Genomic DNA, 24,037 nt, shown 5'->3' on the forward strand with positions numbered 1-24,037 from the left:
CCGATCTTAAAGGCGCTAGAATGCGAGACAGTCCGGCGCTTACTGCGTGGAGCCTTCGACCATGCGTCTATCCGAATTCATCGTGACTCACGTCGACCGCATCGTCGACGAATGGGAGCAGTTCGCCCGAACCATAGCCCCCGACCCTGACTCCATGGACCGGACGCTCCTGCGCGACCACGCCACATCGATCCTGTTGGCCGCTTCCCGCGACATGAAGACCGCCCAGACCGCCCGCGAACAAGCGGCCAAGGCCAGGGGCGAAGGCCCGGAAAAAACCCCGGGCCTGGACAAGGCAGCCGCCAGCCATGGCGAGCTTCGGCATAACGTGGGGTTTGATCTGGTGCAGATGACCTCTGAGTTCCGGCACTTGCGGGCCAGCGTGATTCGCCTGTGGGTCAACAGCCTGGAGTCGCCGGACGTGGCGTACTTGCAGGACATGATCCGTTTCAACGAAGCCATCGACGAAGCCCTGGCCGAGTCCACTGCGGCCTACGCCGAGCAGGTCAATCGTTCACGGGACATCTTCCTGGCCATTCTGGGCCATGATCTGCGCACCCCCTTGCAGGCGGTGAACATGTCCACTGAGATGCTGCTACGCAAGGCCAAACTGGACACCGACGCCCAGACCTATGTGACAAGCATCAAGACCAGTGCCCGGCACATGGCTGCGATGGTCAGCGACTTGCTGGAGCTGGTACGCAGCCGACTGGGCAGCAGCCTGCCGATCGAACCGGCACCGATGGACCTGTCCGCCGCCGCAAAAGCTGCGCTGGACGAAGCCGGCGCCGGGCAGCCCGGCTGTAACTCGCAACTGATCGTCGAAGGCGACACCCATGGCATCTGGGACCGCACGCGCCTCGGCCAACTGCTGCAAAACCTCATCGGTAATGCCTTGCAACACGGTGCCGATCACCGTCCGGTAACCCTGAGCATCATCGGAGAAAAAGATCAGGTGACGCTGGCCATGCACAACCATGGCGAGCCGATTCCCGCCGAGGCACTGCCGACGATTTTCGACCCACTGGTACGCAGCGCCGGCGAAGAACTCGCCGGCCCTTCCACCAGCCTTGGGCTCGGCTTGTTCATCGTCAAACAAGTGGTGGACGCCCACCAGGGCACGATCGAAGTCAGTTCCAGCGAGGCCCAGGGCACGACGTTCAGCGTGGTGTTGCCGAGAGTGTCGCGGGTGGTTTAGCAGCAGTCAGCGGCTCCATAGCACCGCATGTGGCGAGGGGGCTACTCGATCACCAACCGCCCCAACCGTTGCCTGAGCATGCGGTTTTCGGCACGCAGTTGCTGCACTTCGTCGAGCAGGTCGAGCGCCAGGGCGACGCCTTCCCATTCCAGTTCCAGGTCGCGGCGTAACTTGGCGGCGCGTTTGGCGACCGCCAGTTCGTAGTCGTTGAAACGCCAATCCTTGGGCTGCGAGCCCTGAGGTTCGAGGATGCCGTGCTCGACGATTTCGATCACGTAGACGTCCGACAAATCGGTCGCCTCACAGAATTCTGCCATGTCCAGTTGAACGATCAGGGGGTTGCTCATGATTGGCTACTCCTTCTCTTGACTCAAAAATGCTCCCGCGGATTAAAAGCGGCTTTCTTCGCCAGCTCTTGCCACAGCGCCTTGACGTCATCGTCGGTGTGTTTGGGCATTACCGCCTTGAGTTGCACGAACAGGTAACCGCGATGACCAGCCTTGTTCAGCAAGCCGTGGCCTTTGGCGCGCATGCGCTGGCCGTTCTGGCTACCGGCTGGAACTTTCAGGTTGATCTTGCCGGTCAGGGTCGGCACCGCGACCTCTGCACCCAGCGCCAGCTCCCACGGGGCCAGCGGCAAGGTGATGATCAGGTTTTCACCTTCGACGTCGTATTTCGGGTGCGGCGCAAAACGAATGGTCAGGTACAGGTCGCCATTGGCGCCGCCACCGACACCCGGTGCGCCCTGGCCCTTGAGCCGAATGCGCTCACCGTCGGTGACACCCGCCGGAATCTTCACGTTCAGGCTTTTGCTGGTATTGCTGACGTGCTGGCCGGCCGCGTTGTACTGCGGCACCTGGAAGCTGACCTTCTTCGATTCGGTCGACAGGGTTTCTTCCAGAAAAACCGGTAATTCCATTTCCACGTCTTGCCCTCGACGACCGGCACTGCGACCAGACTGTCCACCCCCGAAACCCGGGCCACGGTTACCAAAAATCGAACTGAAAAAGTCCGAGAAGTCGCCACTGTCCTGACCACCGCCAAAGCCACCCGCACCACCTCGCCGCTGCCAACCCGGCGGGCCCTGGAACGGCTGGCCGTGCTGGCCGTATTTGCGCAAGTCGTCGTATTCGGCGCGCTTGTCGGCACTTTTCAGCGCTTCATAGGCTTCCGAGGCATCCTTGAACTTGGCCTCGGCGTCCTTTTCCTTGCTGACGTCGGGGTGGTATTTGCGCGCCAGCTTGCGATAGGCGGCCTTGATCGCCTTATCGTCAGCGGTCGGCTCCACACCGAGAATCTTGTAATAGTCTTTGAAGTCCATCGAGGGAATCACCATCCGTTATCGATATCACGCAGCCAGACACAGCATGCACTGATTGGCTGTCGCAGGCTTGACCAATCTCAAGTATACGATCGGGCAGCACATCTGAAGTTTATCGGCAGCCGGGGTGGATCACTTGATCGCAGAGTGGCTGCCAGGCTCATGCCTGTAAGTTTGGGGGCAAGGATAGTCTTTCAAGTGAGCGATGACCTTGAATTTAGCGGATAGTCGGCCTTCGATTCTGCGCCGCTCTGACATACACTGCGCGGCCGTTTTTTAACCGGAACCTGAAAGACATGAAAAACGCATCTCCGGCCCGTGCCTGCGGTATCGACTTCGGCACGTCCAATTCCACTGTCGGCTGGCTGCGCCCTGGCATGGAAACGCTGATCGCGCTGGAGGACGACAAGATCACCCTGCCGTCGGTGGTCTTCTTCAACATGGAAGAACGCCGCCCGGTGTACGGCCGGCTGGCGCTGCACGAGTACCTGGAAGGCTACGAAGGACGCTTGATGCGCTCGCTCAAAAGCCTGCTGGGTTCCAAGCTGATCAAACACGACACCAGCGTCCTGGGCACGGCAATGCCGTTCAAGGACCTGCTCGGGCTGTTCATCGGCCAGCTGAAGAAGCGTGCCGAGACCGCCGCCGGTCGAGAATTCGAAGAAGTGGTGCTGGGGCGTCCGGTATTTTTCGTCGATGACGATGAAATGGCCGACCAGGAAGCCGAAAACACCCTGGTGGACGTAGCCCGCGCCATCGGTTTCAAGGACGTCTCGTTCCAGTACGAACCGATTGCCGCAGCGTTCGACTATGAGTCGACCATCGAAAAGGAAGAGCTGGTGCTGATCGTCGACATCGGCGGGGGTACCTCGGACTTCTCCCTGGTGCGCCTGTCCCCCGAACGACGCGGCCACGACAACCGTCACGACGATATCCTCGCCACCGGCGGCGTGCACATCGGCGGGACCGATTTCGACAAGCAACTGAGTCTGCAGGGCCTGATGCCGCTGTTCGGCTACGGCAGCCGGATGAAGAGCGGTGCCTACATGCCCACCAGCCACCACATGAACCTGGCGACCTGGCACACCATCAACTCGGTGTACTCGCAGAAGTCGACCCTGGCTTTGGGCAGCATGCGTTACGACATCGAAGACACCGGTGGTATCGATCGCCTGTTCAAGCTGATCGACCAGCGCGCCGGGCACTGGCTGGCAATGGAAGTGGAAGAAACCAAGATCCAGCTGACCCACGCCGACAATCGCCACGTACTGCTGGACCGGATCGAGCCGGGTTTGAGCGTCGAACTGAGCCGGGCGCTGTTCGAGTCGGCCATCGACAACCTGCTGGAGCGGGTGCGCAACAGCGTGACTCAATTGCTCAACGACGCCAATGTGCGCGTCGATCAGGTGGATACGGTGTTCTTCACCGGTGGTTCGAGCGGGATTCCGGCGCTGCGTAACAGCGTGTCGGCGATGCTGCCGAACGCGCAGCATGTTGAAGGGAATATCTTCGGCAGCATCGGCAGCGGATTGGCGATCGAGGCGATGAAGCGTTACGGTACCTTGGCCTGACCTGACTTTCGCGGCGCGTCCATCGCGAGCAGGCTCGCTCCCACACCGGATCTCCGGTGAACACACTCTGTGTGAACACAGGTGAGCAAATGTGGGAGCGAGCCTGCTCGCGATGATGTCAGTCCAGGCACTACAGATGCCAGATCAAACCATCCCGATCAGCTTCAACTCGCTCTTCAAGTACGCGTAATAAATCGGTCCCGCCACCACCCCCGGCAGGCCGAATGCGGCTTCGAACACCAGCATTGCCAGCAGCAACTCCCAGGACTTGGCACTGATCTGCCCACCGACGATCCGCGCGTTGAGGAAGTATTCCAGCTTGTGGATAAAGATCAGGTAGCCCAGCGCCGCCACCGCGACCCAGATCGACAGCGACAAACCGACGATGGTGATCAGCGTGTTGGACATCAGGTTGCCGATCACCGGCAACAAGCCCAGCAGGAAGGTCAGCACGATCAGGGTTTTGGTCAACGGCAGCTTGATCCCGAACAGCGGCAGGATCACCGCCAGGAAGATCCCGGTAAAAAAAGTGTTGAGCAGGGAAATCTTGATCTGCGCAAAGACGATATTGCGAAACGCTTGAACCAACAGGTGCAAACGGTCGAACAGTGCCGCCGCCAGGGGTTTGCGTTGGGTCAGGTCAGGGATGCGCTGCAAGGCGATGATCGCCCCCAGCACCATGCCGATCAGCAACGTGACAAACATGTGTGCGGCATCTTTGCCGACCAGTTGCAGATCGCTCAGGTGCTTGCTCAACCATTCGCCGATGGCCACGCGAAACTCGGCGGCGCTGGCCGGCAGATAGGCATCGATGAACGGCGGTAACTGACCGCGTGCCTTGTCGACCACCAGCATGAATTTGTCCAGGGAAGCCCCGGGGTTTTCCGCCTCATGCAGCAGAAAACTGATAGCACCGGCAAAAATCAGTGCCAGTACGCTGACCACCAGCGTGCCGAGCAAGGCCACGGCCAGCCAGCGTGCGCGCCGCCCTTCGATCAGTCGTTGCAGTTGCGGGGTGAGCATGTTGACCAGTTCGAACACCAGTAACCCGGCCAGCAGACTGGGCAACAGTCGCAGCGGTATCACCAGCAGTAGCCCACCAAAAATGATCACCCAACTGACCGACAGCAACATGTGACGCTGAGAAAACGTTGGCATACAGCCTCAAAACAAACGGCGTTAAAGGATTGGCAGTCTGCCAGCCTTCCGATGCCAGCACTAGGGATTCGGGCACAGTGCGGGTATTTCCGCGTTCTTGCCGCCTCATCGCGAGCAGGCTCGCTCCCACACTGGATTGTTCGTGGCACAGGTTTTGTGCCCCCCCGAGATCAAATGTGGGAGCGAGCCTGCTCGCGATGGCATCACCGCGTTCAGCAGTCATACCGAGTTGCCTGAATCGCGAGCAAGCTCGCCCCCACACTCGACCGTGTGTTACTCAATCAGATTATTTTTTCTTCAGGCAATCGCTCATGAAGGTTTTGCGCGCATCACCTTTTAGCGCCTGCGCGGTAGCGGTGGCGTTGCAGGTTTTCATCTTCTCTTGTTGAGGGGTCATCGGCTTGGCCGCTTCTGCTGCTGGCGCGGCTTTGAGGCAGGTACTCATAAAGGCTTTGCGCTCATCACCCTTGAGGGCTTTCGCGGTGGCGTCGGCGTTGCAGGTGGCCATTTTGTTCTGCTGGGCCGTGGCGGCGAAGCCCTGGGAACAGAGCAGCAGACCGATCATCAACAAAGGGATACGCAGCATCTTCATGGAGTTTTCTCCTTGTTACCGCGCCGATGGGCACGGCCTCGAACGGAGTGTAGACAAATGCCGTTACACCTTCATCTTTCAACTATGACGACCTGCAAAAAAGCCGGGAGCGAGTTATCAGTGACTCGGCCCCGGCTCGAACAACGCTTCAAGAATGGCCGTTAACGGGACGAGATCGCTTTGTGGTAGCCCTCAAACGTCTCGAGGCGATTCTCGATAACCGAGGCGCTGTGTCGCTCGAAAGAAACCGCTTGCTCATCAGGCGCTACATAGGTAGCGCCTAGCTCTTTCAATGAAGTCCATTGGGCATAACCGCCTTTCTGATGCAGCTTGGGAATTTTTATCGCCCTGAGCGTTGAATCATCCGAGCCTCGAGGCGGAATAACGGCAGGGCCAGAAGGTGCATCGTCGATAAACGCATATTCAGCGACGGCAGGGCCAGGCTTCAGGGTCAGCACCGGTTCAGGATCAAACGTGAAATAGCCTTCGCTGACCAGATGGGCACCGGGAAACTCTGGCCAGGAATCGGCAGCGACCAATTGCTCCGGGTGGCTCAAGTCACCAATGACCACATACTGATGGTCAAAGTTGCTGGCTTTGACAATGTGTATTTCAGACGTCCTGGGCTGGTTCGCGAGGATCGAGAACGTCACCTTCGAATTCTCCGAACAGTTCCCGCCCTTGATGTTGATAGCGGCCTGTGCAGCTTCGGCAATGGTTAGCTCGGCCGTAGGCAAGCCGGTAGCCAAGTCGATTTTTCGGAGGTTTTTCAGTGCGGCAATAGCCGATCCGCCCTTTTCCCAGATGCTCGGTAGTTGGTTGCCGGACAAGGGGAGAAGCTCCTTGGCGCGGGTGATCGCACGCTGCGCCATATTCAGATCGGCCATAGTCTGCGACGAGACTTCAATGACCTTATCGGCTGCGGTCATATGCTCACCCAGCATCTCCACGTAGCTATACAAATCAGCCAGCATGCCCGACGGGACGTTGCCTGCTTTCGTTGCCAGGGCCAGCGACTCATATTGATCCGTACGTTCTGTTCTCCTCAGGTAACGAGCGGTCATTCCCAGCTCCCGCTGCGAATCCGACAAGGGCGTTGGTTCACCGTCCATGAACATGTTGCCCAGCAGTTCGGTGAATTGCTCAGGGGACAGCAGCTTTTTCAACTCAGGCAACAGTTCGACACTCTGCCTCATTGTTGCAGTCACCAAAGGACTGTCGGCAGCGTCGTGAAACGCCCACTGGAGATAATTCAGGTCCAGTACCGACAGGTTGTCGTGTATTAACTCGAGCCCACTCAAATAGTCGTTTTTTACCGACGGCTGGGGCTCAGAGGAATATGCCCGCAAAACGAGATCCTCAAAAACCTCCTGGATATTCGGCGGCTGTGACCCCACCGCCTCCTCTGCGGGAGCACCACCACGCAGACGAAGCAAGCTGGGATTTAAAGCCGGTGGTATCGGGACCGGGGACTGCGAAAGTATCGTGGACAACCTGTCAGGCCTTACCGCGTGGTCACGTACGGCCTGCTTCAGTGTCTGAACGTCACTCCTGCGAATATTCAAACCGCTCAGTTCGGCATCCGGGAGTGCCTGCAAGATCGAGGAGTAGAGGTCAGTCTCTGCGTGCAAGGCATTACCTTGATCATCGTAAGTCTGGAAGCTGCCATCTGCGCGCGAGACAATCGTGCGTTTAAGCTTGGCGTGTTCTGTACCGATACTGTCCAGCACCCTGCCTTCGTACTCGAACAGCCTGACTTGAATGAACACCTCGGCGGGCCAGCCCGGCAGGTTCTCAAGCGAATGCAGCACCAGCGTATCGGTATCGACGCTTTCGACCGACGCCAGATAAAGCCCCTCATAAGCACGAGCAACCCTCACCTCTTCACGCGCATAGAGCGCCAACCCCTTGAGTCGCGATGGCAAGCGCCCTTGGGCGACTATTTGCAGTTCCTCGGGTGTGGCGACCGCCAGCAACTCTTGCGCTACAGCGCCAGGCAGCCCCGGCATTTCGGACTGAACGGCTTGTACCTGAGCACTCCAGCGCAACTCGTGTTCTTTGTAGCGAGCATCGAACATGAAGCTTCGCTTGGCACGGGCACGGCGAGCGAGTTCCGCCCGCAGGATTTTTGCATGAGCCCCGGTAGTCGTGACCGACGTACCGAAAACGTCTTCCATCAGTGTTTTTGTTTCACCTTCATCAAGGTGCGAAAGCAAGGTTGCAATCAGGTCGCCATCGTTCAGGCGGTCCTCGTTTATCCGCACAGGTGCAGACTCCTTGGAACCTGTCTCCCAAATGACGCTTCCATCGCGCGCAACAAGTTGCAGTTGCCTTTCTCTGGGCCACACGCCATCCAGCAGTTGCAGCTGTGTGCGTACATCGGCTTTCAAGTAATGCTGTGGTTGTTCGCTGCTGATCCGATCGATGAACGTCTGAATATCCCGATCAATCCTGAATCGTGTAGCGGTATCGCTCAGTAACGGCAATGGAGGCTCATTGTCGATATACATCCGGCGCATCGCGTCGACATGGGTGCGACTGACCGTGCGGATGTCGTCGAACGAATCGGTCAAACCGTCAAGCGGTTGCCCCATCCGCGCCATCAGCGTCTGCTCATCCCACGACTGAGGCTGCTCACCTTCGATCACGAATGCCCCCGCCCCGTTGCTCTCGACCACAGGTTGATAGGCATCTGGCCGGGTTGGATGCTGCACCCGGTGCTTGCCGGTTTGCGGGTCGCTTTTGAGTTCGAAGTGATATGTATCGAGGCGCAGGATCGGCTTGCCGTCGTGCTGATGCAGCCATAGAGCGTCGGGCTTTGAGTCTGCGGCCAGAACCAGGTTCTTTTGCTGGTAAGGCTCAAGATTCTGCCCCCACAGGCGTTGTTTGCCAGTGGGCAGGGTGACCGGTTTTGCCCCTTCGATAAAGGGTGACAGCCTGGAGAACGCCAGATCGCCAATCTTGATGTCGCCGGCAAACGCTGCCAGTTGAACCACGCTCTCGGTGAAACCGATCAGTTGTTCAGCAGCCTCCAGATACAATCCTTCAGACAGATCGAGTACGCCTTCAACAACTTCACTGACCAACTGATAAGCCGTATAGGCCAGCATCAATTCACCCAGAAAAGGCACGAAAGGGGTCACCACCAATAACGCGACATTGAAGATATCCGAGAGCATTTTTTGCAGATTTTCAACCCACGCCCAACGTTCCGTACGATCGGCATCGGCAGTGGAAATGACCAACGTCCGGGCGTCGTTGAGGATTTTGTTTTGCTGTTGCTGATAGAGATAAACCCACAAGTCACCGTTGAAACGGGTCTCGGTGTCGTTCTCGAACCGCACGACGCCAAAGTGCAGACGTGGGTTTTCCACAGGAGTTTCTCGCCATACGGGCAGGTCCACTCCCCATTCTTTATCGTGCTGGGTGACCCGCACCAGTTGACCATTGAGCGCGGCAAAAAAATGCCCACGCTGCTGATGGTCGACAAAGCGACTGAAGAACTGCTGATAACTGAGTCCGGACGAGGTCTGTGCAGGTGACGACGCCTGGCCGGTGTCACGTAATTGGCGAGTCAGTTCGCGGCTGAACTCGATGAGCGAGGCGTACTCTTTCAATGGATGCTCGGGATCGTGCGGCACATAGGCAATGATTCGCCTGTTTGCGCCATAGGGCGCATCGAGATCCGCGGCGATGAGCACGATGCCTTTGAGGAGCGTGTCGAGCATCGTCAGGTGATAGTAACGAACGGGAATACCGTCCAGGGTCAGGCCTTTAAGCCCCTTGATCACGCCCTGCACAACGAGATACGCCTGCGCCCCGATGTCTTTTTTCAAGAGCGCGGTTTGCAGGGCGACTTTCAGCGCGGCCTGCTGGCTTTTTATGATTTTGTGCTGTAAGACCCCGCGGGCCAGACCATCGGTGGGGCGCAAGTAACTTTCCAGGTAGTGTTTGTACCTGGCGCCAATATCCAACTCGCGACACAGTGCCGTGAATTGCTCAATGGACATAGTGTTTCGTATCTTCTTTATATCAAAACGTCCCTGCGCATCAGGCCGGGAGATAAACTCCGACCCCGACAAAAACACCTCGGAACTTGAAAAGTTGTGCAGCGCCGCATCCAGCAAGGAAACAGTACGACTGGTCGCACCGCCATCAAAGTTATGGGTCCATGGAGACAACTTTACTTCGGAGTACAACTTCAGGAACGTGTCCTTGACGTCATCTTCAACCCCGTATTTTTCCTTTAACGCCTGACGCAGCAATGGCTCGGAAAATGTATAGACGTCTTGCAAATCCATCAGCATTTTGTCGACATCATTCTGTGACGACCAACTTGCTTCCACGGCGTTGAGCATGCTGAGGTGTTCAGCTTTGGAAGCATTCCTGATCCACTCAGGAATACCTGCACCGCTCACTTTCAGGGCCCGAAGCCTGTGCGGCGTCGCCAGGGTCAGCCAGGCAGGAAGTGCACGCTCTATAAATTCGTGGTGAATACTTGCCTGAGTAACGTTGGCAGGCGACGTACTGTTTGTTGATGACGAAACCATCTGACACTACCTGAATTAATTATTTGAATGAACAGCCCCTTAAGAAATAGTGGCGCCGCATCGCTAAAAGCGTACAACGCTCGGTGCCCCATTAATGGAGTGCACGTCTGATTAGATCGTAAGATATTTCTTGCTGAAGTTTCATGAGTCGATATAACCAACAGCCGACTCAACGTGTCATCAAACCGTTCAAAAAATGTTGTACCGACGGTAGTGCTCGGGCGTACAACCGGCCTGGCGCTGAAACATCGCGATAAACGCCGACGACGTGCTGTAGCCCATATCGAAGGCGATCTCCTGAATGCTGCGCGAGCTGTCCAGCGCTTCGATCGAAGCGAGGAAACGCAGGCGTTGGCGCCACTCACCGAAGCTCATGCCCAGCTCCCGAACACACTGCCGGGCCAGGGTACGTTCGCTGACGTGGATCTGCTCGGCCCACTGCGCCAACGGCCGATTATCGCCCGGCGATGCCTGCAAGGCTTCGAGCACACTGAGCAATCCGGCGCTGCTGGCGTAAGGCAAATAACAATTATGCACCGGCGCTTGTTGAAGCTGATCGACCAACACCTCGGCCAGGCGCTTGTCTGCCGGGCGCTCGGGGATCTTGACGTCGCGGACGGCGAAGTCCTTGAGGATCGCCTTGAGAATGTCACTGATCGCCAGCGTGCAGGCCTGTTGCGGCAGGTCGCGACACAGGGGTGGCGCGAGGCAAACAGCGCGGTAATTGATCGGCTGGTTGCTGTAGAAACTGTGCTCGGTCTGCGGCGGCACCCACACCGCGTATTGCGGCGGCGACATGAAGCGGCTGCCGCCGATTTCCATGTGCAATACGCCGTGGGCCGAATACTCCAGCGTGCCCCACGGATGACGATGGGCCGAGGCAAAGCGGTGAGCATCAAAGTCGGCATAGCGGAAGTACACGGGGGCCGGCAGTTCGCTGAAATCCAGCAGATCGATGTGTTTACTGTTCATGCTGTCCGTCATCAGGGGCAGGTTGTCTGGATCGCAGTATAGGCGCGCATCCAGACAAGCGATAATCACCCCTCATCAACGTTCTGGTTTTCCCCCATGCAATACGCTTATCCCCTGCTGGCCATTTTCATCTGGGCCGGCAATACCGTGATCAACAAACTGGCGGTCGGCGCGATCTTTCCCGCCGAGATCGGTTTTTATCGCTGGCTGCTCGCCGGGTTGCTGTTCACGCCGTTCATGCTCAGACCGGTGATGCGTCATTGGGCGGTCATTCGCCCGAACCTGGGCAAGGTCTTCGTCCTCGGCGTGCTTGGCATGGCGGTCTATCAAAGCCTGGCCTACTTCGCCGCAACGCTGACCTCGGCCACCAACATGGGCATCATCCTGTCGCTGATGCCGTTGATGTCGCTGGCCATGGCCATTATCAGCCTCGGCCAACGGCTGACCGCAGGCGCGCTGGCCGGTGCGGTGCTGTCGTTTGCCGGCGTGCTGGTGGTGGTGTCGTCCGGCAGCCTGGGCGCGCTGCTGGAACACGGGGTCAACCTGGGCGATGCGATGATGCTGATCGCGACCCTGGCCTATGCGGTCTACAGCACCTTGCTGAAAAAATGGCAGCTGCGTTTGCCGCCGCTGGTGTTGTTGTATTTGCAGGTGCTGGTGGCGGTGGTGGTGCTGTTTCCGCTGTTCCTGGCCTCGCCCAAAGTCGGCCCGACCTTGCAGAACATTCCACTGGTGCTTTATGCCTGCCTGCTGGCCTCGATGCTCGCGCCACTGGCGTGGATGCAAGCGGTGGTGCGTCTGGGGCCAAGCCGAACCACGCTGTTCTTCAACCTGCTGCCACTGATTACCGCATTGATTGCCGCGGTGGTGCTGCATGAGCAACTGGCGCTGTATCACCTGGTGGGTGGAGTGCTGACGTTGGGCGGGGTGATTCTTTCGGAGCGTTGGACCACGGTGTTAGGTCGCACCTGATCCCCTGTGGCGAGGGAGCTTGCTCCCGCTCGACCGCGAAGCGGTCGCCTGTTTTGGGGCTGCTGCGCAACCCAACGGGAGCAAGCTCCCTCGCCACAAAAGCGACTACACTCCCGCCGCCTTCAACCGCTGACCATGCTCGACAAACAACCGCACCGGATCCGCGCCCTTGCCCACCAGCCCCAGCGACTGGTTGACGATGTCGAAGTGATCCAGCGGGTATTCATCGCCAATCACCGTGCCCAAGTGCGAGCTGTAGCGCCCGACCATACCGTCGCAATGCCCCGCTTCGCGGACGAAGGTGGTGGCGAACAAGCGACAGCTGCGGTTGGTGCCGTCGAACAGGTTGCCGCCACGGTCGGTCTTGCCTGGCTGCAAGGTCCCGGACCACGAGTAATAGCGCACGCCGTTGACCAGCTCCGGCCCCTGCCCGCCCCAGGTTTCGGGCAATCCCTGTGGATAACACCGGTTGAACAACGCGACCCCTTCGCTGGTCAGCGAGTTGTGCGAGGCATGCACATCCACCGGCCATTTGTGCCTGCGATGACCGGTTTCCAGCAGCCCCATCAGCCACGCAACCAGCTGCAACAAGGCGCTCAGCACACGGCCTTTGGCACTGTCGGGTGGACAGTGTCTGTGCAGATAGTCCGCCAGCTCCGAGCCATGGTTGGGCCCCGCTACCGACGTCACCGAGGCTACCAGGTCCGGGCGCTTGGCGGCCGCGTAACGGGCGGTCAGCGAACCTTGGCTGTGGCCGATCAGATTGACTTTGCCCGCTCCGGTTTCGCGCAATATTTCATCGATTTGCACCAACAGCTCTTCACCGCGCACTTCGTTGGAGTTGACCGGCGAAACCTGAACCGCGATCACCGTCGCCCCACCCCGGCGCAGCGCCGAAATGATCCCGTACCAGTAGGGGTAGAACAGCAGGCGAATAAAGCCGAGCATGCCCGGGACCAGCACCAAGGGATAACGCGTGGCGGTCTCTTGCGACATGGGCAGACATCCTTGTGATCGAGTAAGAAGGCCCAGGGCGGGATGCAAGACGTCGGACTTGAGCATCGCCACCGAGGATGACACCTTCACGACCAGTCTATGACATTCCAGCCCCCCTACTTCAAGCCCACGCGGCGGCAATCAGCAGAAACACCCAGGCCATTTCAAAACACCCTGGACAGCGCCAACAAGCGTTGCTCAGCCTCGGCGGATGAAACCGCAAATGTCCGTTCGGCGGACTCTTCACCTTCGGCCGCGACCACGGTGATGTCGTCGATGCCGATAAAACCCAATGCGGTGCGCAGCAGCGGATCGGCGTGGTTCATCGCTTCATTCTCGCCACCAGGGCCAAAACCAAAACCGCCACGGCTGGTGATGATCAGGGCTTTTTTCCCCTTCACCAATGGCTCGTACTGGGCGATGCCATTGTCCAGCGAGTGATTGAAGGTCAGGCCCAGGCGCACGATCTGGTCGATCCAGGCCTTGAGGCCACTGGGCACGCTGAAGTTGTACATGGGCGTGGAGATCACCAGCAAATCGTGGCCGAGCAACTCACCAACCAGTTCATCGCTGAGCGCCAGGTCGGCTTGCATCGACAGCAGCCGAGACTCGGGCTCAGGATGAAACGCCGCGGCGATGAACGCTTCGTTGACCGGCGGGATCAGCGCCCGACCGACTTCCCGACGGGTCAACCGCGCCTGCGGATGATGGGTCTGCCACGCGGCAAGAAACACTTCGGCCAACCGCCGTGAGTGCGAACGGTCACCACGAGGACTGGCGTGTATTGCAAGAATCTTACTCATCTGAATTCCCTTGAAATGACTAAACCTGAAAGATCAAACTGTGTTGAAGCAGGTGGACTTAAGCTTGAAGCGCACAGCCACCTGTCTTCAAATGAGTAAAAGTCAGTCAGGATGAATCCATTTCATCCATGGAGCTTTCCGGATGTTTGCCTCGCTGCCCCTGACCGCCCTGCGCGCGTTCGAATCCGCCTCACGGCTGCTGAGCTTCAAAGCGGCCGCCGATGAACTGTCGGTGACGCCGACGGCGATTTCCCATCAAATCCGCTCGCTGGAAAACTGGCTCGGCGTACCGTTGTTCGAACGTTTGCCGCGCCGCGTGAAACTGACCGACTGCGGTGACCGGCTGTTCCGCAGCCTGCATGGCGCCTTGCTCGAAGTGGCGCAAAGCGTCGACACCCTGCGCCCGCAACGCAGTGGCAGCACGCTGATGATTTCCACCACGGCGGCGTTTGCCACGCTGTGGCTGGTGCCGCGCCTGGGGCGCTTCTACGCCAGCCACCCGAACATCAAACTGCGGCTGGACACCCACTGCGAGGTCATCGACCTGCATCAGGACGCGAGTGTCGACCTGGTGATCCGCTACAGCCTCGACGATTACCCGAACCTCTACGGCCAGTGCCTGTTCGATGAGCAATTCGGGGTCTACGGCTCGCCCGAGCAAGTCGCCCTGGGCAGCAGCCGGACACCGACGCTGATCAGCGTGAATTGGCACAATTCCAAGCTCTACGCCCACGGCTGGGAAGCCTGGTGCGCACAAGCCGGGGAAACCTGGCTGAGTCGCCATCCCGTCACGCGTGAATACGACGAAGAGCATTACGCCCTGCAAGCGGCGATTGCCGGCCAGGGCCTGGTGCTGGCGAGCAATATTCTGGTGTCGGAAAGTGTCGCCAGTGGTTTGCTGGTGGGGTATCGCCCTGAGGTTCAGGTGGATGGCGCCGGCTACAGCGCATTGTGTGTGCCCGGTCGCGAACGGCATCCGCCCGTGCGGGCGTTTTTCCAGTGGCTGGATGAAGAGGCAAAGCTTTCGGGGCTTTTGCCAAAATCGCAGCCATCACACGAACGCCCGTAGGTGCCGCCGCTGGCTACGATGATCGCTCCCACACGTGGGAACGATCACATAGACAGCCGACTATTTGGTCGGCTTGACCGTCACCGGCGCCTTGCCTGCCTTCATTTGCGCCAACAAGGGCACACACTGATTCGGCTCACCGCCACTCGGCGCCACCAGTGCCAGCAGTCCCGCCGCCGGACCGGCAATCACGCCCAGCGCCACCATCCCCGCGCCCCGCAACATCAGCGGCACACCCTTAACACCGGTGTCCGGCTTGATGAATTTGCCGCGCACATACAGCGGCGAACGCAACGAGATCAGCCGCACGCCCTTGGACTCTGGCGTGATGGTCAGGTCAAGCTGCTCACTGGCCATGTTCGCCGTGCCGTCGATGTAGACAATCGCGTTCTCGGTGTCGAACACAAACAGCCGGGAGGTCGCCAGACCGGTCTTGACGTCGAAGTCGGCCGCCGCGCAGTTGATCTTCACGTCCTGGTCGCCAAAGACTTTCCCGACCACATAATTGCCGACATTCAGCCCGGCCAGTTCCATCAGTTGACGACTGATCGCACCGTCGTTCATCAACAGCTTCAGATCGCCATTGGCGCTGCCCAGCAACGCCGCCACCGAGTTGCCATGACCTGCGAGGTCGGCGTCACCGTTGAGCTCACCGAAGCTGGTTTTCATCGTCTCGAAGCCCGGGAACAGTTGCTTGAGTTTGAAGCCGCGCGCGGTCAGTTTCGCCCGTCCTTCCAACGGCGTGGCAAGGCCGTTCAGACGGATCTGCGCATCGAGCTTGCCGCCTGCTACGCCAAAGCGCAGCGGCTCCAGGCTGATCTGACCATCGTTGAGCACCAGGTGCGTATACAGATCGGTAAACGGCAGCTTCTCACTTTGAACGATGCGTTTGCCGGTGAATTCGACATCCGCGTCCATATCGCGCCAGCGCTCGGTATGGAACTCCTCGACCGGCAACACCTTGTCTGCCGGCTGCTTGCTTTCGCCGCCCCGGGCCTTTTGCTTGGCGTTGGAGTCGGCGCCGATCAACGGCGCGAGGTCGGCGAACAACAGTTGATTGGAGACCACTGCGCCACTGAGCTTGGGCCGTGGCTGGCTGGCGACATACGTCAGGTCGCCGTGAATATCGCTGCTGCCGATGGTGCCGTTGAATGCCTCGTAGTGGAACGTCGCACCGTCCGCCTGGCGCAGGTTGGCGATCAAGTGACCGTCGGTGGTGTAAGGCGGCGAAGCCGGCAGGGGTACACCGGTCAAGGGATAAAGATTGCCCAGGCTGGTACCGGCCAGTTTCAGACGCAGGTCCAGCGCACCGAGGTTCAGCGGGTCGGTCAGGGTGCCGGCCAACTCGACGCTGGTGTCGGCAATCTTCACCTGCGCGTGCAACGGGAACGGCTTGGCCGCGTCCTGCAATGCCAGCAGCCCGCCGACCTTGCCTTCGCCCGCCAGTTTCTGACCGTGGTACTGGCCTTTGACCTTCAGCGCGAACGCATAGTCTTGCGGCGCCGAACCCTTCTCCAGGGCTTTCTTCGCGGCTTTATCACCGACGATGTCGCTGAACGGGATCGGCTTGCCCAGCAGGTCGATCAGCAGGTCGAGCTGAGTGTTGAGGCTCTGGTCATCGAGGCTGACGTGGCCCTTGTCGAAGCCGATAGCACCGATGTCTACCGTCCAGCGGGACGGTTCGGCGTTCGGGTCTTTCGGATCGAATTTGAAGGTCCAGTTGGCACGGCCATCGGCCAGGCGTTGCAGGTCGGCATTGGGTTCGGTGAGGTCGATGCGCGGGATCACCACCCGCTGCGCCAATAGCGCCAACGGTGAGATCCGCAACTCGACGCGCTTGAGGCTGACCATTTGCGGCTTTTTCGACCAGTCCGGGTTGCCCATGCTCAAGTCCTCGGCCACCACATGCGGCCACGGCACCCAGGCGCGCCAACCGCCTTCATCGACTTCACGTTTCCAGGTCACCGTCAGGTTGCCGTTGATGGCAAAGGGGCGGTGCAGTTCTTCGGAGACTTTGGTGGTGAGCGGCGGTTTGATCCGGTTCCAGTCGAAGAACGCGATGATCAGCACCAGCACGGCCATCAGCAGCACGAGGCTGCCGACAACCCAGGCGAGAATTTTACGAGTGCGCGTCATTGCACAGAACTCCTGATTGCGACTCAGCGCCCTGACTGCGACGCCTGCATGGAAACGGTAGGACAAAAATCGGCCGATTATAGGAGCTACGACTGGCAAATGGCCCGCAGGTTTAACGCTCCTTCCATTCAGACATGAAAAAACCAACTTTCCTGACCGATCAGACAGCTCGCGTTACCCGCCCCCGCACTTTTTCGACCCGCAAGTGAGTCGAAAATACCCACCTCGGTGCAAAAGCGCTCCCCGGAAACGTCCGTTCTAGAGGCTTTCCGCCGAACAATCAATTCCGTTGATTATTACCATTGTCTTTATGAACTTTTATATCGACTTATCGAGAGTAGCATTAGCTTCGTACCCACTTTATAGCCCTCCCAAGGAGCAACCGATCATGAAACGCCAAATACTGCTTAGCCTGACCCTTTCGATGTTAGCCAGCACCGCTTTTGCCCTGCCAGCTGCCGATCAGGCAACTCCGCAAGTCAAATCCAGCCACTCGGTTTACAGCCAAACGGTTGCCGATGGTGCCAACGGTAACGAACGCCTGAAAGAAAAAGGCCTGATCACTCAGGACGGCTACGACAAGACACCACAAGGTCAGACCCTGGCTTCTGACGGTTCCGATCGCACTCCACAAGGCCAGACCCTGGCTTCCGATGGCTCCGATCGCACTCCACAAGGCCAGACCCTGGCTTCCGACGGTTCCGATCGCACTCCACAAGGCCAGACCCTGGCTTCTGACGGATCCGATCGCACTCCACAAGGCCAGACCCTGGCTTCCGACGGCTCCGATCGCACCCCACAAGGCCAAACCCTTGCTGAAGGTGGTGGTGACCGTGTGATCGAACGCAACGCTAGCCTGAGCTAAGGCCATGCTGGCCTGGAAAAAAGCCCGATCTCCTGGATCGGGCTTTGACTTTATGTAGCTTGCACTCCCCGCCTCACCTTCCTTTACTCAAGTTCGACGCCAGCAAAGCTGATTTGCTAGAGTGCGCCGCTGTCCTTGATTAGAAGTCAGCCGCCTGATGCTGCCCCGCGCCGAACAGAAACAACAGACCCGCAACGCCTTGATGGACGCTGCCCGCCACCTGATGGAATGCGGCCGAGGATTCGGCAGCCTGAGCCTGCGTGAAGTGGCGAAAACCGCCGGCATTGTCCCGACCGGTTTCTACCGGCACTTTGCCGATATGGATCAGCTGGGGCTGGAATTGGTCAGCGAAGTCGGCCAGACCTTCCGCGAAACCATCCGCCTGGTGCGCCACAATGAATTCGTCATGGGCGGGATCATCGATGCCTCGGTGCGAATTTTCCTTGATGTGGTCGCGGCCAACCGTTCGCAGTTCCTGTTTCTGGCGCGCGAACAATATGGCGGCTCGCTGCCTGTGCGCCTGGCCATCGGCAAACTGCGCGAAAACATCAGCTCGGACCTGGCCGCCGACCTGTCCTTGATGCCCAAACTGCAACACCTCGATTTTGCCGGGTTGTCGGTCATGGCCGACCTGATCGTCAAAAGCGTGTTCGCCACCCTCCCCGACATCATCGACCCGCCCGCCGAAGCCTTGCCCGCGCACCTGACGCCACAGGCGAAGATCACTCAACAGCTGCGCTTTATCTTTATCGGTCTCAAACACTGGCAAGGCCTCGGCAGTACCGAGTAGCCAGCGATCAATTCCTTTGCTGCGCGTGGGAACGATCAAGACCGCCACAAAAGGGTGCACACAAGAATCCGCACGCACCAAACCCACCCGCACTTATTCAAAATCCCGCAACATCCAGAAACATCTTCTACGCTCTGACAGGGTTTTCCTACGTCTCGTCCGATTGGCAAGCCCCTTGCTCTAGCCTGAGCATTGTCCTTTGCTGGAAGCCTTCCAATGCTGGTGATTCATCGCAGAATCGACCCTCAACCCGTCTGGGCCGCCGAGTTGCACCTGAACTTCGAGGCGCGTAGTAAAAGTCGCCTGCGCTGTTTCAGTGCCGAAGGTGAAGACGTCGGGTTGTTTTTGGAGCGCGGGCAACCGCCGCTGTACGACGGCGAATGCCTGGAGGCCGAAGACGGCCGCATCGTCCGCGTCTGTGCCCGCCCCGAACAACTGCTGCACGTCACCTGCGCCAATACGTTCGAACTGACCCGCGCCGCCTATCACCTGGGCAACCGCCACGTGGCCCTGCAAGTCGGTGATGGCTGGCTGCGCCTGCTCGACGATTACGTGCTCAAAGCCATGCTCGAACAGCTGGGCGCACAGACCGAAAACATCGAAGCCGCGTTCCAGCCGGAGCACGGTGCCTATGGCGGTGGCCATCATCATTCGCGGCACGGCGACGAGGACTTCAACTATCCGCCGAAACTGCATCAGTTCGGCGTACGCACGTGAACCCGGCCTGGGCGCTGCTGCGTCTGGCCAGCCCGCAATTGCCGATTGGCGGCTACAGCTATTCCCAAGGCCTGGAAATGGCTGTGGATAACGGCCGCGTAAGCGACCCGGAATCAGCCAAACGCTGGATCAGCGATCAGTTGCTGCTGAACCTGGCGCGCTTCGAAGCCCCGTTGTTGCTTGCCCATTGCACCGCCGCGGCCAATGACGACTGGCCACAGCTGCTGCAACGCTGTGAAGAACACCGCGCCAGCCGGGAAACCCGCGAGTTGCATCAGGAAAGCCGGCAAATGGGCTATTCCCTGCAGCAACTGCTCAACGGTTTGCCGGAACTGGATGACGCCGCCCGCAGCTTTCTCGCACAACGTAGTGAACCGCATCTGGCCCTCGGCTGGGCGCTGGCCGCACGCGCCTGGCAGATCAGCCCGCAAGACGCACTCGCCGCCTGGCTCTGGAGCTGGCTGGAGAATCAATTGGCGGTGTTGATGAAAACCCTGCCGCTGGGCCAGCAAGCCGCACAACGCCTCACCAGCGAACTGCTGCCGCTGCTGCAACAGGCTCAGCAGAACGCCTCAAGCCTTGACCCTCAACATTACGGCAGCGCCGCTTTCGGCCTGTCCCTGGCGTGCATGGCCCATGAGCGCCAGTACAGTCGTCTGTTCCGTTCCTAGGGCCTGTTATTTTGGAGAATCACATGAACACACAACCTCTGCGCGTCGGCATCGGCGGCCCGGTCGGTTCCGGCAAAACCGCGCTGACTTTGGCCCTGTGCCTGGCGTTGCGTGATCGCTACAACCTGGCTGTGGTCACCAACGACATCTACACCCGCGAAGACGCCGACTTTCTGGTGCGCAACGAAGCGCTGGCCCCCGAGCGGATCATTGGCGTGGAAACCGGCGGTTGCCCGCACACGGCGATCCGCGAAGATGCATCGATCAACCTCGAAGCGGTGGATCAACTGAACCGGCGCTTTCCCGGCCTGGATCTGATTCTGGTGGAGTCCGGTGGCGACAACCTGTCGGCGACCTTCAGCCCGGAACTCTCGGACCTGACGATCTACGTGATCGATGTCTCGGCCGGCGACAAACTGCCGCGCAAGGGCGGACCGGGGATCTGTAAATCCGACCTGCTGGTGATCAACAAGATCGACCTGGCGCCGCTGGTGGGCGCATCGCTGTCGATGATGGACAGCGACACCCAACGCATGCGCGGCGGCAAGCCGTTCGTCTTCAGCAATCAGAAAACCGGCCAGGGCCTTGAAGAAATCATCGCCTTCATCGAGCGCCAGGGGCTGCTGACCGCTGCCTGAAACTTATCCACAGGCGTTATCAACAAGGAAGCTTATTCATGACACTCAAGCGCATTTTTGCCGCCGCAGCCCTGCTGCTCACACCCGCACTGGCCTTTGCCCACCCTGGCCATGGCGACAACGGTTTGCTGGCCGGGATCAGCCACCCGATTGGCGGTCTCGACCATTTGCTGGCGATGCTGGCCGTGGGGTTATGGGCCGCGCAACAAAAGGGCGCAGCGCGCTGGGCACTGCCGTGTACCTTTATCGGCGTCATGCTGATCGGCGGCCTGCTCGGGTTTGAAGGCTTGAACCTGCCGGCGCTGGAAAGCGGGATTGCCGCTTCGGTGCTGGCGCTGGGCCTGGCGGTGGCATTGGCGGTGCGTCCGCCGTTGAGCCTGGCGATTGGCGCGACAGCGCTGTTCGCCTTGTTCCACGGTGTGGCGCATGGTTTGGAGTTGCCGGAGATGTCCAGCCCTTGGGCGTATGCCGCTGGCTTCGTCGCCGCGACCGCAGCCCTGCATGCTGCCGGTTACGCACTGGTGCGCGTATTGCCTCAGGCCGCTGCGCCGTTGGTTCGGGTGGCGGGTGCAGCTTCGGCGGCGACTGGAGTCTGGCTGCTCGCCGGCTGAGTTTTCTATTGTCAGTACCGTCCCCATCGCGAGCAGGCTCGCTCCCACAATGGGACTGTGTGCGCAGTTCCACTGTGGGAGCGAGCCTGCTCGCGATGGGGACGGACAGACACTGCGTCTCTCAGGCCTGCTACCATGTCGCGCAAACACTCCTGCCGTGACGACGCCAGCCAATGCCCGATGCTCCCCGCTCCGCCTCCCAGCCTGAATTGACCGCCCTGTTCGCCACTGTGCAGCAGCACTTCCAGGACGTGATCGTGCCGCTCTGGCAAGGGCCCGGCTGGAACGCAGACATGGCGCTGCCGTATGAAGCGCTGGACGCCGAACACCGGCCATTGCCGCCACAACGCTACCGGGCCATGGCCTGCGCGCGGCAGCTGTATCTGTTCGCCAGCCTGATCGGTGACGTGCCGGCCGCCGAAGAGCGCGCCGCTGCACTGTTTCGCTCCCTGCAACGGCATTTCCACGATGCCGAGCACGGCGGCTGGTTCTACAGCATCGACGCCCATGGCGCGCCGCTGGATCAGCGTAAAGACCTCTACACCCACGCCTTCATTCTGTTTGCCTGCGCCCATTACTGGGCCAAGGTTCGCGAGCCGCTGGTGGAGTCGGTGCTCAATGCCGCGCTGGAAGTGGTCGCTCAGCGTTTCGCCACAGACGACGGTCTGTACGAAGCCAGCCTCGACCGCGACTGGTCATCGCTCAAGTCCGGGCCGTTGCAGAACCCGCTGATGCATCTGGCCGAAGCGTTCCTCGCCACGCTGTCAGTACGCGACGATGCCCCGGTCGAGGCCGCGCTCAATGCACTGTGCGGGGCGATGCAAAAGCACTTCATCGACCCGCAGCACGGGGTGATGATGGAGAAGCCGCTGGGAGCTGTGGATAACTGGTTTGAGCCGGGACATCAGTTCGAATGGTTTTTCCTGCTGGAGTCATCGGCGTTGCTGCGCGGATCAAAACTGCACGCGTCGCTGACCCGCGCATTCCCGTTCACCGAGCAACTGGGGGTTAATCAGCAAACAGGCGCAGTGCGAGCGATGCTCGATCTTGTACTGGACGGCCGACCTCGCGATGAAACCCAGCGCATCTGGGCCCAGGCAGAATACCTGCGCGCCCTGACTTTGCGCCCGGACAGCGAGGCGCTGCTTGAACGTCAATTGAACGCCTTGCAACAGCGTTTCCTGCATGCCGGTGGCTGGTACGAGTGCCTGGACAGGGATGGCGCGGTCAGCCGCCGGGACATGCCGTCGACCACGCCTTACCATTTGGCGACCTGTTATCGTGGCCTCAGCGAATATTTCGGCTGACAGAAAGACCGCTATCGCGAGCAGGCTCGCTCCCACAAGGACACCGTTGAACCTGTGGGAGCGAGCTTGCTCCGGGCGGCGATCCGACGATGGCAGCGACGCGGTCTTCAGCCAGCAATCCACTTGCGATCACCGGTAAAGCTGATGGTCAGCCAACGCGCCGCGTCAGGCTTGCCGAGCTTCGCCGAAATCCGCTCACGCAGCTCATCCAGCGTAGCCACGCCATCAAGTCGGTAATCCGCCGGCAATACCACGTGAATCTCGATAAACCGCGCCCGCCCGTGCTTTTGCACATACGAGATGTACTCGGCAAAACCATGCTCGGCCTTGGCCTCATCCATCACCTGGCGAACCTTGTCATCCAACTGGTCCGGGACAATCCCCAGCACATCGCGTAACGCCGGCTTGAGGATATTGAAGGCCGGCGCGAGCATGCTCAGGGCCAGCAGGATCAGGATCGCCGGGTCGACGTAAGCGGCCCACTGGCCATAGCCCTGCGACTTGAGCAGCAGCGCGGTGAGGAAGCTCACCAACAAGCCGACCGAGAGCATCGCGTCCACCAGCCAACTGATGTTGTCGAACTGGATCAGCGAGGATTTCAACGTGCGATTGCGATAACGGACGTAGAAGAAATAGCTGAAACAGACGACGCTAAGCACCGCCGCAAAAGGGATCACCAGGCCCAGTTCGATCTCGCGGCCACCTTGGATGATGCCGAACATACCGCTGAGAAAGGCGTAGATCGCAATCAGCAGCAGGAAGCTGCCTTCGATCAGCAGCACCATCGGTTCGAGGTGCCAGAAGCCGAACTGAAAGCGCTGGTTACTTTCCTTGGCGATCAGCTTGGCGGTGATCAGCATCAGGACCTTGATGAAGGTCGCGATCAGCGAAAAAAACCCATCAAACAAGATCGATTGGGAGCCAGAAAAAAAACCCGTGACGATCGCGGCGACCGCCACGGCGAACATCAGGATGGTCGATTGTTTGAGCAGTACCTGCTCACCTCGGTTACTCACATTTCCTCCTTCTGAAACCCTGAAAACCGCGGTTTGCGGTGGGGGTTTCGAGAGGGAGTGTACCTTATGCCATGTTTTGGCCGA

Annotated in this window: 21 protein-coding genes; 11 read left to right on the forward strand and 10 right to left on the reverse strand. The window is 59.4% G+C overall.

Features of this window, described 5'->3' with window-relative positions; genetic code table 11:
* The first annotated feature begins 61 nt into the window (after positions 1–61).
* On the forward strand, positions 62–1,198 hold the full coding sequence (locus AC1DIH_RS01240; RefSeq protein WP_477770293.1) for a sensor histidine kinase: 1,137 nt from the start codon (positions 62–64) through the stop codon (positions 1,196–1,198).
* Between the two features lie 41 nt (positions 1,199–1,239).
* Here AC1DIH_RS01240 and AC1DIH_RS01245 read toward each other — a convergent pair whose 3' ends face one another.
* Together AC1DIH_RS01245 and AC1DIH_RS01250 are read right to left on the reverse strand one after the other, a co-directional pair.
* Positions 1,240–1,545, reverse strand: a complete 306-nt coding sequence (locus tag AC1DIH_RS01245) for a chaperone modulator CbpM (RefSeq protein ID WP_477770294.1) — start codon at positions 1,543–1,545, stop codon at positions 1,240–1,242.
* 23 nt (positions 1,546–1,568) lie between these two features.
* Positions 1,569–2,519: a DnaJ C-terminal domain-containing protein gene (locus AC1DIH_RS01250; protein ID WP_477770295.1), complete on the reverse strand. Its 951-nt coding sequence runs from the start codon at positions 2,517–2,519 to the stop codon at positions 1,569–1,571.
* 296 nt (positions 2,520–2,815) lie between these two features.
* On the opposite strand from AC1DIH_RS01250, the gene AC1DIH_RS01255 reads away from it, so the two are divergent.
* Complete coding sequence (locus AC1DIH_RS01255) at positions 2,816–4,090, forward strand: Hsp70 family protein (RefSeq protein ID WP_477768479.1); 1,275 nt, start codon at positions 2,816–2,818, stop codon at positions 4,088–4,090.
* 144 nt (positions 4,091–4,234) lie between these two features.
* On the opposite strand, the gene AC1DIH_RS01260 is transcribed toward AC1DIH_RS01255, so the two are convergent.
* The 4 genes from AC1DIH_RS01260 to AC1DIH_RS01275 form a co-directional block, all read right to left on the reverse strand.
* Positions 4,235–5,248 (reverse strand): AI-2E family transporter, encoded by a 1,014-nt coding sequence (locus tag AC1DIH_RS01260; RefSeq protein ID WP_477770296.1) that lies wholly within the window; start codon positions 5,246–5,248, stop codon positions 4,235–4,237.
* A gap of 286 nt (positions 5,249–5,534) precedes the next feature.
* Positions 5,535–5,840 carry a PsiF family protein gene (locus AC1DIH_RS01265; protein ID WP_019693799.1) on the reverse strand — a complete coding sequence of 102 codons (306 nt, stop codon included), beginning with the start codon at positions 5,838–5,840 and terminating at the stop codon, positions 5,535–5,537.
* Positions 5,841–6,001: 161 nt separating this feature from the next.
* A complete protein-coding gene (locus tag AC1DIH_RS01270) occupies positions 6,002–10,390 on the reverse strand; it encodes a dermonecrotic toxin domain-containing protein (protein WP_477770297.1) in 4,389 nt (1,462 codons plus the stop codon).
* A 189-nt stretch (positions 10,391–10,579) separates the two neighbouring features.
* A complete protein-coding gene (locus tag AC1DIH_RS01275) occupies positions 10,580–11,362 on the reverse strand; it encodes an AraC family transcriptional regulator (RefSeq protein WP_477770298.1) in 783 nt (260 codons plus the stop codon).
* A gap of 96 nt (positions 11,363–11,458) precedes the next feature.
* Here AC1DIH_RS01275 and AC1DIH_RS01280 point away from each other — a divergent pair, with 96 nt between their 5' ends.
* Positions 11,459–12,334: a DMT family transporter gene (locus AC1DIH_RS01280; RefSeq protein WP_477770299.1), complete on the forward strand. Its 876-nt coding sequence runs from the start codon at positions 11,459–11,461 to the stop codon at positions 12,332–12,334.
* 105 nt (positions 12,335–12,439) lie between these two features.
* Here AC1DIH_RS01280 and AC1DIH_RS01285 read toward each other — a convergent pair whose 3' ends face one another.
* The gene (locus AC1DIH_RS01285; protein ID WP_477770300.1) at positions 12,440–13,330 is read right to left on the reverse strand and encodes an esterase/lipase family protein; all 891 of its coding nucleotides are present in this window, start codon (positions 13,328–13,330) and stop codon (positions 12,440–12,442) included.
* A gap of 164 nt (positions 13,331–13,494) precedes the next feature.
* The gene (locus AC1DIH_RS01290; RefSeq protein ID WP_477770301.1) at positions 13,495–14,133 is read right to left on the reverse strand and encodes an FMN-dependent NADH-azoreductase; all 639 of its coding nucleotides are present in this window, start codon (positions 14,131–14,133) and stop codon (positions 13,495–13,497) included.
* Between the two features lie 142 nt (positions 14,134–14,275).
* Here AC1DIH_RS01290 and AC1DIH_RS01295 point away from each other — a divergent pair, with 142 nt between their 5' ends.
* The gene (locus AC1DIH_RS01295; RefSeq protein ID WP_477770302.1) at positions 14,276–15,202 is read left to right on the forward strand and encodes a LysR substrate-binding domain-containing protein; all 927 of its coding nucleotides are present in this window, start codon (positions 14,276–14,278) and stop codon (positions 15,200–15,202) included.
* A gap of 60 nt (positions 15,203–15,262) precedes the next feature.
* On the opposite strand, the gene AC1DIH_RS01300 is transcribed toward AC1DIH_RS01295, so the two are convergent.
* Positions 15,263–17,338, reverse strand: a complete 2,076-nt coding sequence (locus AC1DIH_RS01300) for an AsmA family protein (RefSeq protein ID WP_477770303.1) — start codon at positions 17,336–17,338, stop codon at positions 15,263–15,265.
* A gap of 388 nt (positions 17,339–17,726) precedes the next feature.
* On the opposite strand from AC1DIH_RS01300, the gene AC1DIH_RS01305 reads away from it, so the two are divergent.
* The 7 genes from AC1DIH_RS01305 to AC1DIH_RS01335 all read left to right on the forward strand — a co-directional run bounded on the left by AC1DIH_RS01305 (position 17,727) and on the right by AC1DIH_RS01335 (position 22,937).
* Positions 17,727–18,203 carry a hypothetical protein gene (locus AC1DIH_RS01305; RefSeq protein ID WP_477770304.1) on the forward strand — a complete coding sequence of 159 codons (477 nt, stop codon included), beginning with the start codon at positions 17,727–17,729 and terminating at the stop codon, positions 18,201–18,203.
* Between the two features lie 157 nt (positions 18,204–18,360).
* A complete protein-coding gene (locus AC1DIH_RS01310) occupies positions 18,361–18,993 on the forward strand; it encodes a TetR family transcriptional regulator (protein WP_401124554.1) in 633 nt (210 codons plus the stop codon).
* A gap of 216 nt (positions 18,994–19,209) precedes the next feature.
* Positions 19,210–19,710, forward strand: coding sequence for an urease accessory protein UreE (gene ureE, locus AC1DIH_RS01315; protein WP_427529554.1), 501 nt, complete (start codon positions 19,210–19,212; stop codon positions 19,708–19,710).
* Entirely contained in the window at positions 19,707–20,381 is a 675-nt protein-coding gene (locus tag AC1DIH_RS01320) for an urease accessory protein UreF (protein ID WP_477770305.1), read from the forward strand. Before ureE ends, AC1DIH_RS01320 begins: the two co-directional genes overlap by 4 nt.
* A gap of 23 nt (positions 20,382–20,404) precedes the next feature.
* A complete protein-coding gene (ureG, locus tag AC1DIH_RS01325; RefSeq protein ID WP_054595395.1) occupies positions 20,405–21,019 on the forward strand; it encodes an urease accessory protein UreG in 615 nt (204 codons plus the stop codon).
* 38 nt (positions 21,020–21,057) lie between these two features.
* Complete coding sequence (locus AC1DIH_RS01330) at positions 21,058–21,630, forward strand: HupE/UreJ family protein (protein WP_477770306.1); 573 nt, start codon at positions 21,058–21,060, stop codon at positions 21,628–21,630.
* 173 nt (positions 21,631–21,803) lie between these two features.
* On the forward strand, positions 21,804–22,937 hold the full coding sequence (locus AC1DIH_RS01335) for an AGE family epimerase/isomerase (protein ID WP_477770307.1): 1,134 nt from the start codon (positions 21,804–21,806) through the stop codon (positions 22,935–22,937).
* Positions 22,938–23,044: 107 nt separating this feature from the next.
* Here the strand turns inward: AC1DIH_RS01335 and AC1DIH_RS01340 are convergent, their stop codons facing one another.
* A complete protein-coding gene (locus tag AC1DIH_RS01340; protein ID WP_477770308.1) occupies positions 23,045–23,953 on the reverse strand; it encodes a cation diffusion facilitator family transporter in 909 nt (302 codons plus the stop codon).
* Between the last annotated feature and the right edge of the window lie 84 nt (positions 23,954–24,037).

It is taken from the genome of Pseudomonas sp. 05N36 (genome assembly GCF_056397385.1).

Excerpts from the sequence above, each read along its gene's own strand:
- AC1DIH_RS01240 (WP_477770293.1), top strand. The coding sequence starts at position 62 with ATGCGTCTATCCGAATTCATCGTGACTCACGTCGACCGCATCGTCGAC.
- AC1DIH_RS01245 (WP_477770294.1), bottom strand. The coding sequence starts at position 1,545 with ATGAGCAACCCCCTGATCGTTCAACTGGACATGGCAGAATTCTGTGAG.
- AC1DIH_RS01250 (WP_477770295.1), bottom strand. The coding sequence starts at position 2,519 with ATGGACTTCAAAGACTATTACAAGATTCTCGGTGTGGAGCCGACCGCT.
- AC1DIH_RS01255 (WP_477768479.1), top strand. The coding sequence starts at position 2,816 with ATGAAAAACGCATCTCCGGCCCGTGCCTGCGGTATCGACTTCGGCACG.
- AC1DIH_RS01260 (WP_477770296.1), bottom strand. The coding sequence starts at position 5,248 with ATGCCAACGTTTTCTCAGCGTCACATGTTGCTGTCGGTCAGTTGGGTG.
- AC1DIH_RS01265 (WP_019693799.1), bottom strand. The coding sequence starts at position 5,840 with ATGAAGATGCTGCGTATCCCTTTGTTGATGATCGGTCTGCTGCTCTGT.
- AC1DIH_RS01270 (WP_477770297.1), bottom strand. The coding sequence starts at position 10,390 with ATGGTTTCGTCATCAACAAACAGTACGTCGCCTGCCAACGTTACTCAG.
- AC1DIH_RS01275 (WP_477770298.1), bottom strand. The coding sequence starts at position 11,362 with ATGAACAGTAAACACATCGATCTGCTGGATTTCAGCGAACTGCCGGCC.
- AC1DIH_RS01280 (WP_477770299.1), top strand. The coding sequence starts at position 11,459 with ATGCAATACGCTTATCCCCTGCTGGCCATTTTCATCTGGGCCGGCAAT.
- AC1DIH_RS01285 (WP_477770300.1), bottom strand. The coding sequence starts at position 13,330 with ATGTCGCAAGAGACCGCCACGCGTTATCCCTTGGTGCTGGTCCCGGGC.
- AC1DIH_RS01290 (WP_477770301.1), bottom strand. The coding sequence starts at position 14,133 with ATGAGTAAGATTCTTGCAATACACGCCAGTCCTCGTGGTGACCGTTCG.
- AC1DIH_RS01295 (WP_477770302.1), top strand. The coding sequence starts at position 14,276 with ATGTTTGCCTCGCTGCCCCTGACCGCCCTGCGCGCGTTCGAATCCGCC.
- AC1DIH_RS01300 (WP_477770303.1), bottom strand. The coding sequence starts at position 17,338 with ATGACGCGCACTCGTAAAATTCTCGCCTGGGTTGTCGGCAGCCTCGTG.
- AC1DIH_RS01305 (WP_477770304.1), top strand. The coding sequence starts at position 17,727 with ATGAAACGCCAAATACTGCTTAGCCTGACCCTTTCGATGTTAGCCAGC.
- AC1DIH_RS01310 (WP_401124554.1), top strand. The coding sequence starts at position 18,361 with ATGCTGCCCCGCGCCGAACAGAAACAACAGACCCGCAACGCCTTGATG.
- ureE (WP_427529554.1), top strand. The coding sequence starts at position 19,210 with ATGCTGGTGATTCATCGCAGAATCGACCCTCAACCCGTCTGGGCCGCC.
- ureG (WP_054595395.1), top strand. The coding sequence starts at position 20,405 with ATGAACACACAACCTCTGCGCGTCGGCATCGGCGGCCCGGTCGGTTCC.
- AC1DIH_RS01330 (WP_477770306.1), top strand. The coding sequence starts at position 21,058 with ATGACACTCAAGCGCATTTTTGCCGCCGCAGCCCTGCTGCTCACACCC.
- AC1DIH_RS01335 (WP_477770307.1), top strand. The coding sequence starts at position 21,804 with ATGCCCGATGCTCCCCGCTCCGCCTCCCAGCCTGAATTGACCGCCCTG.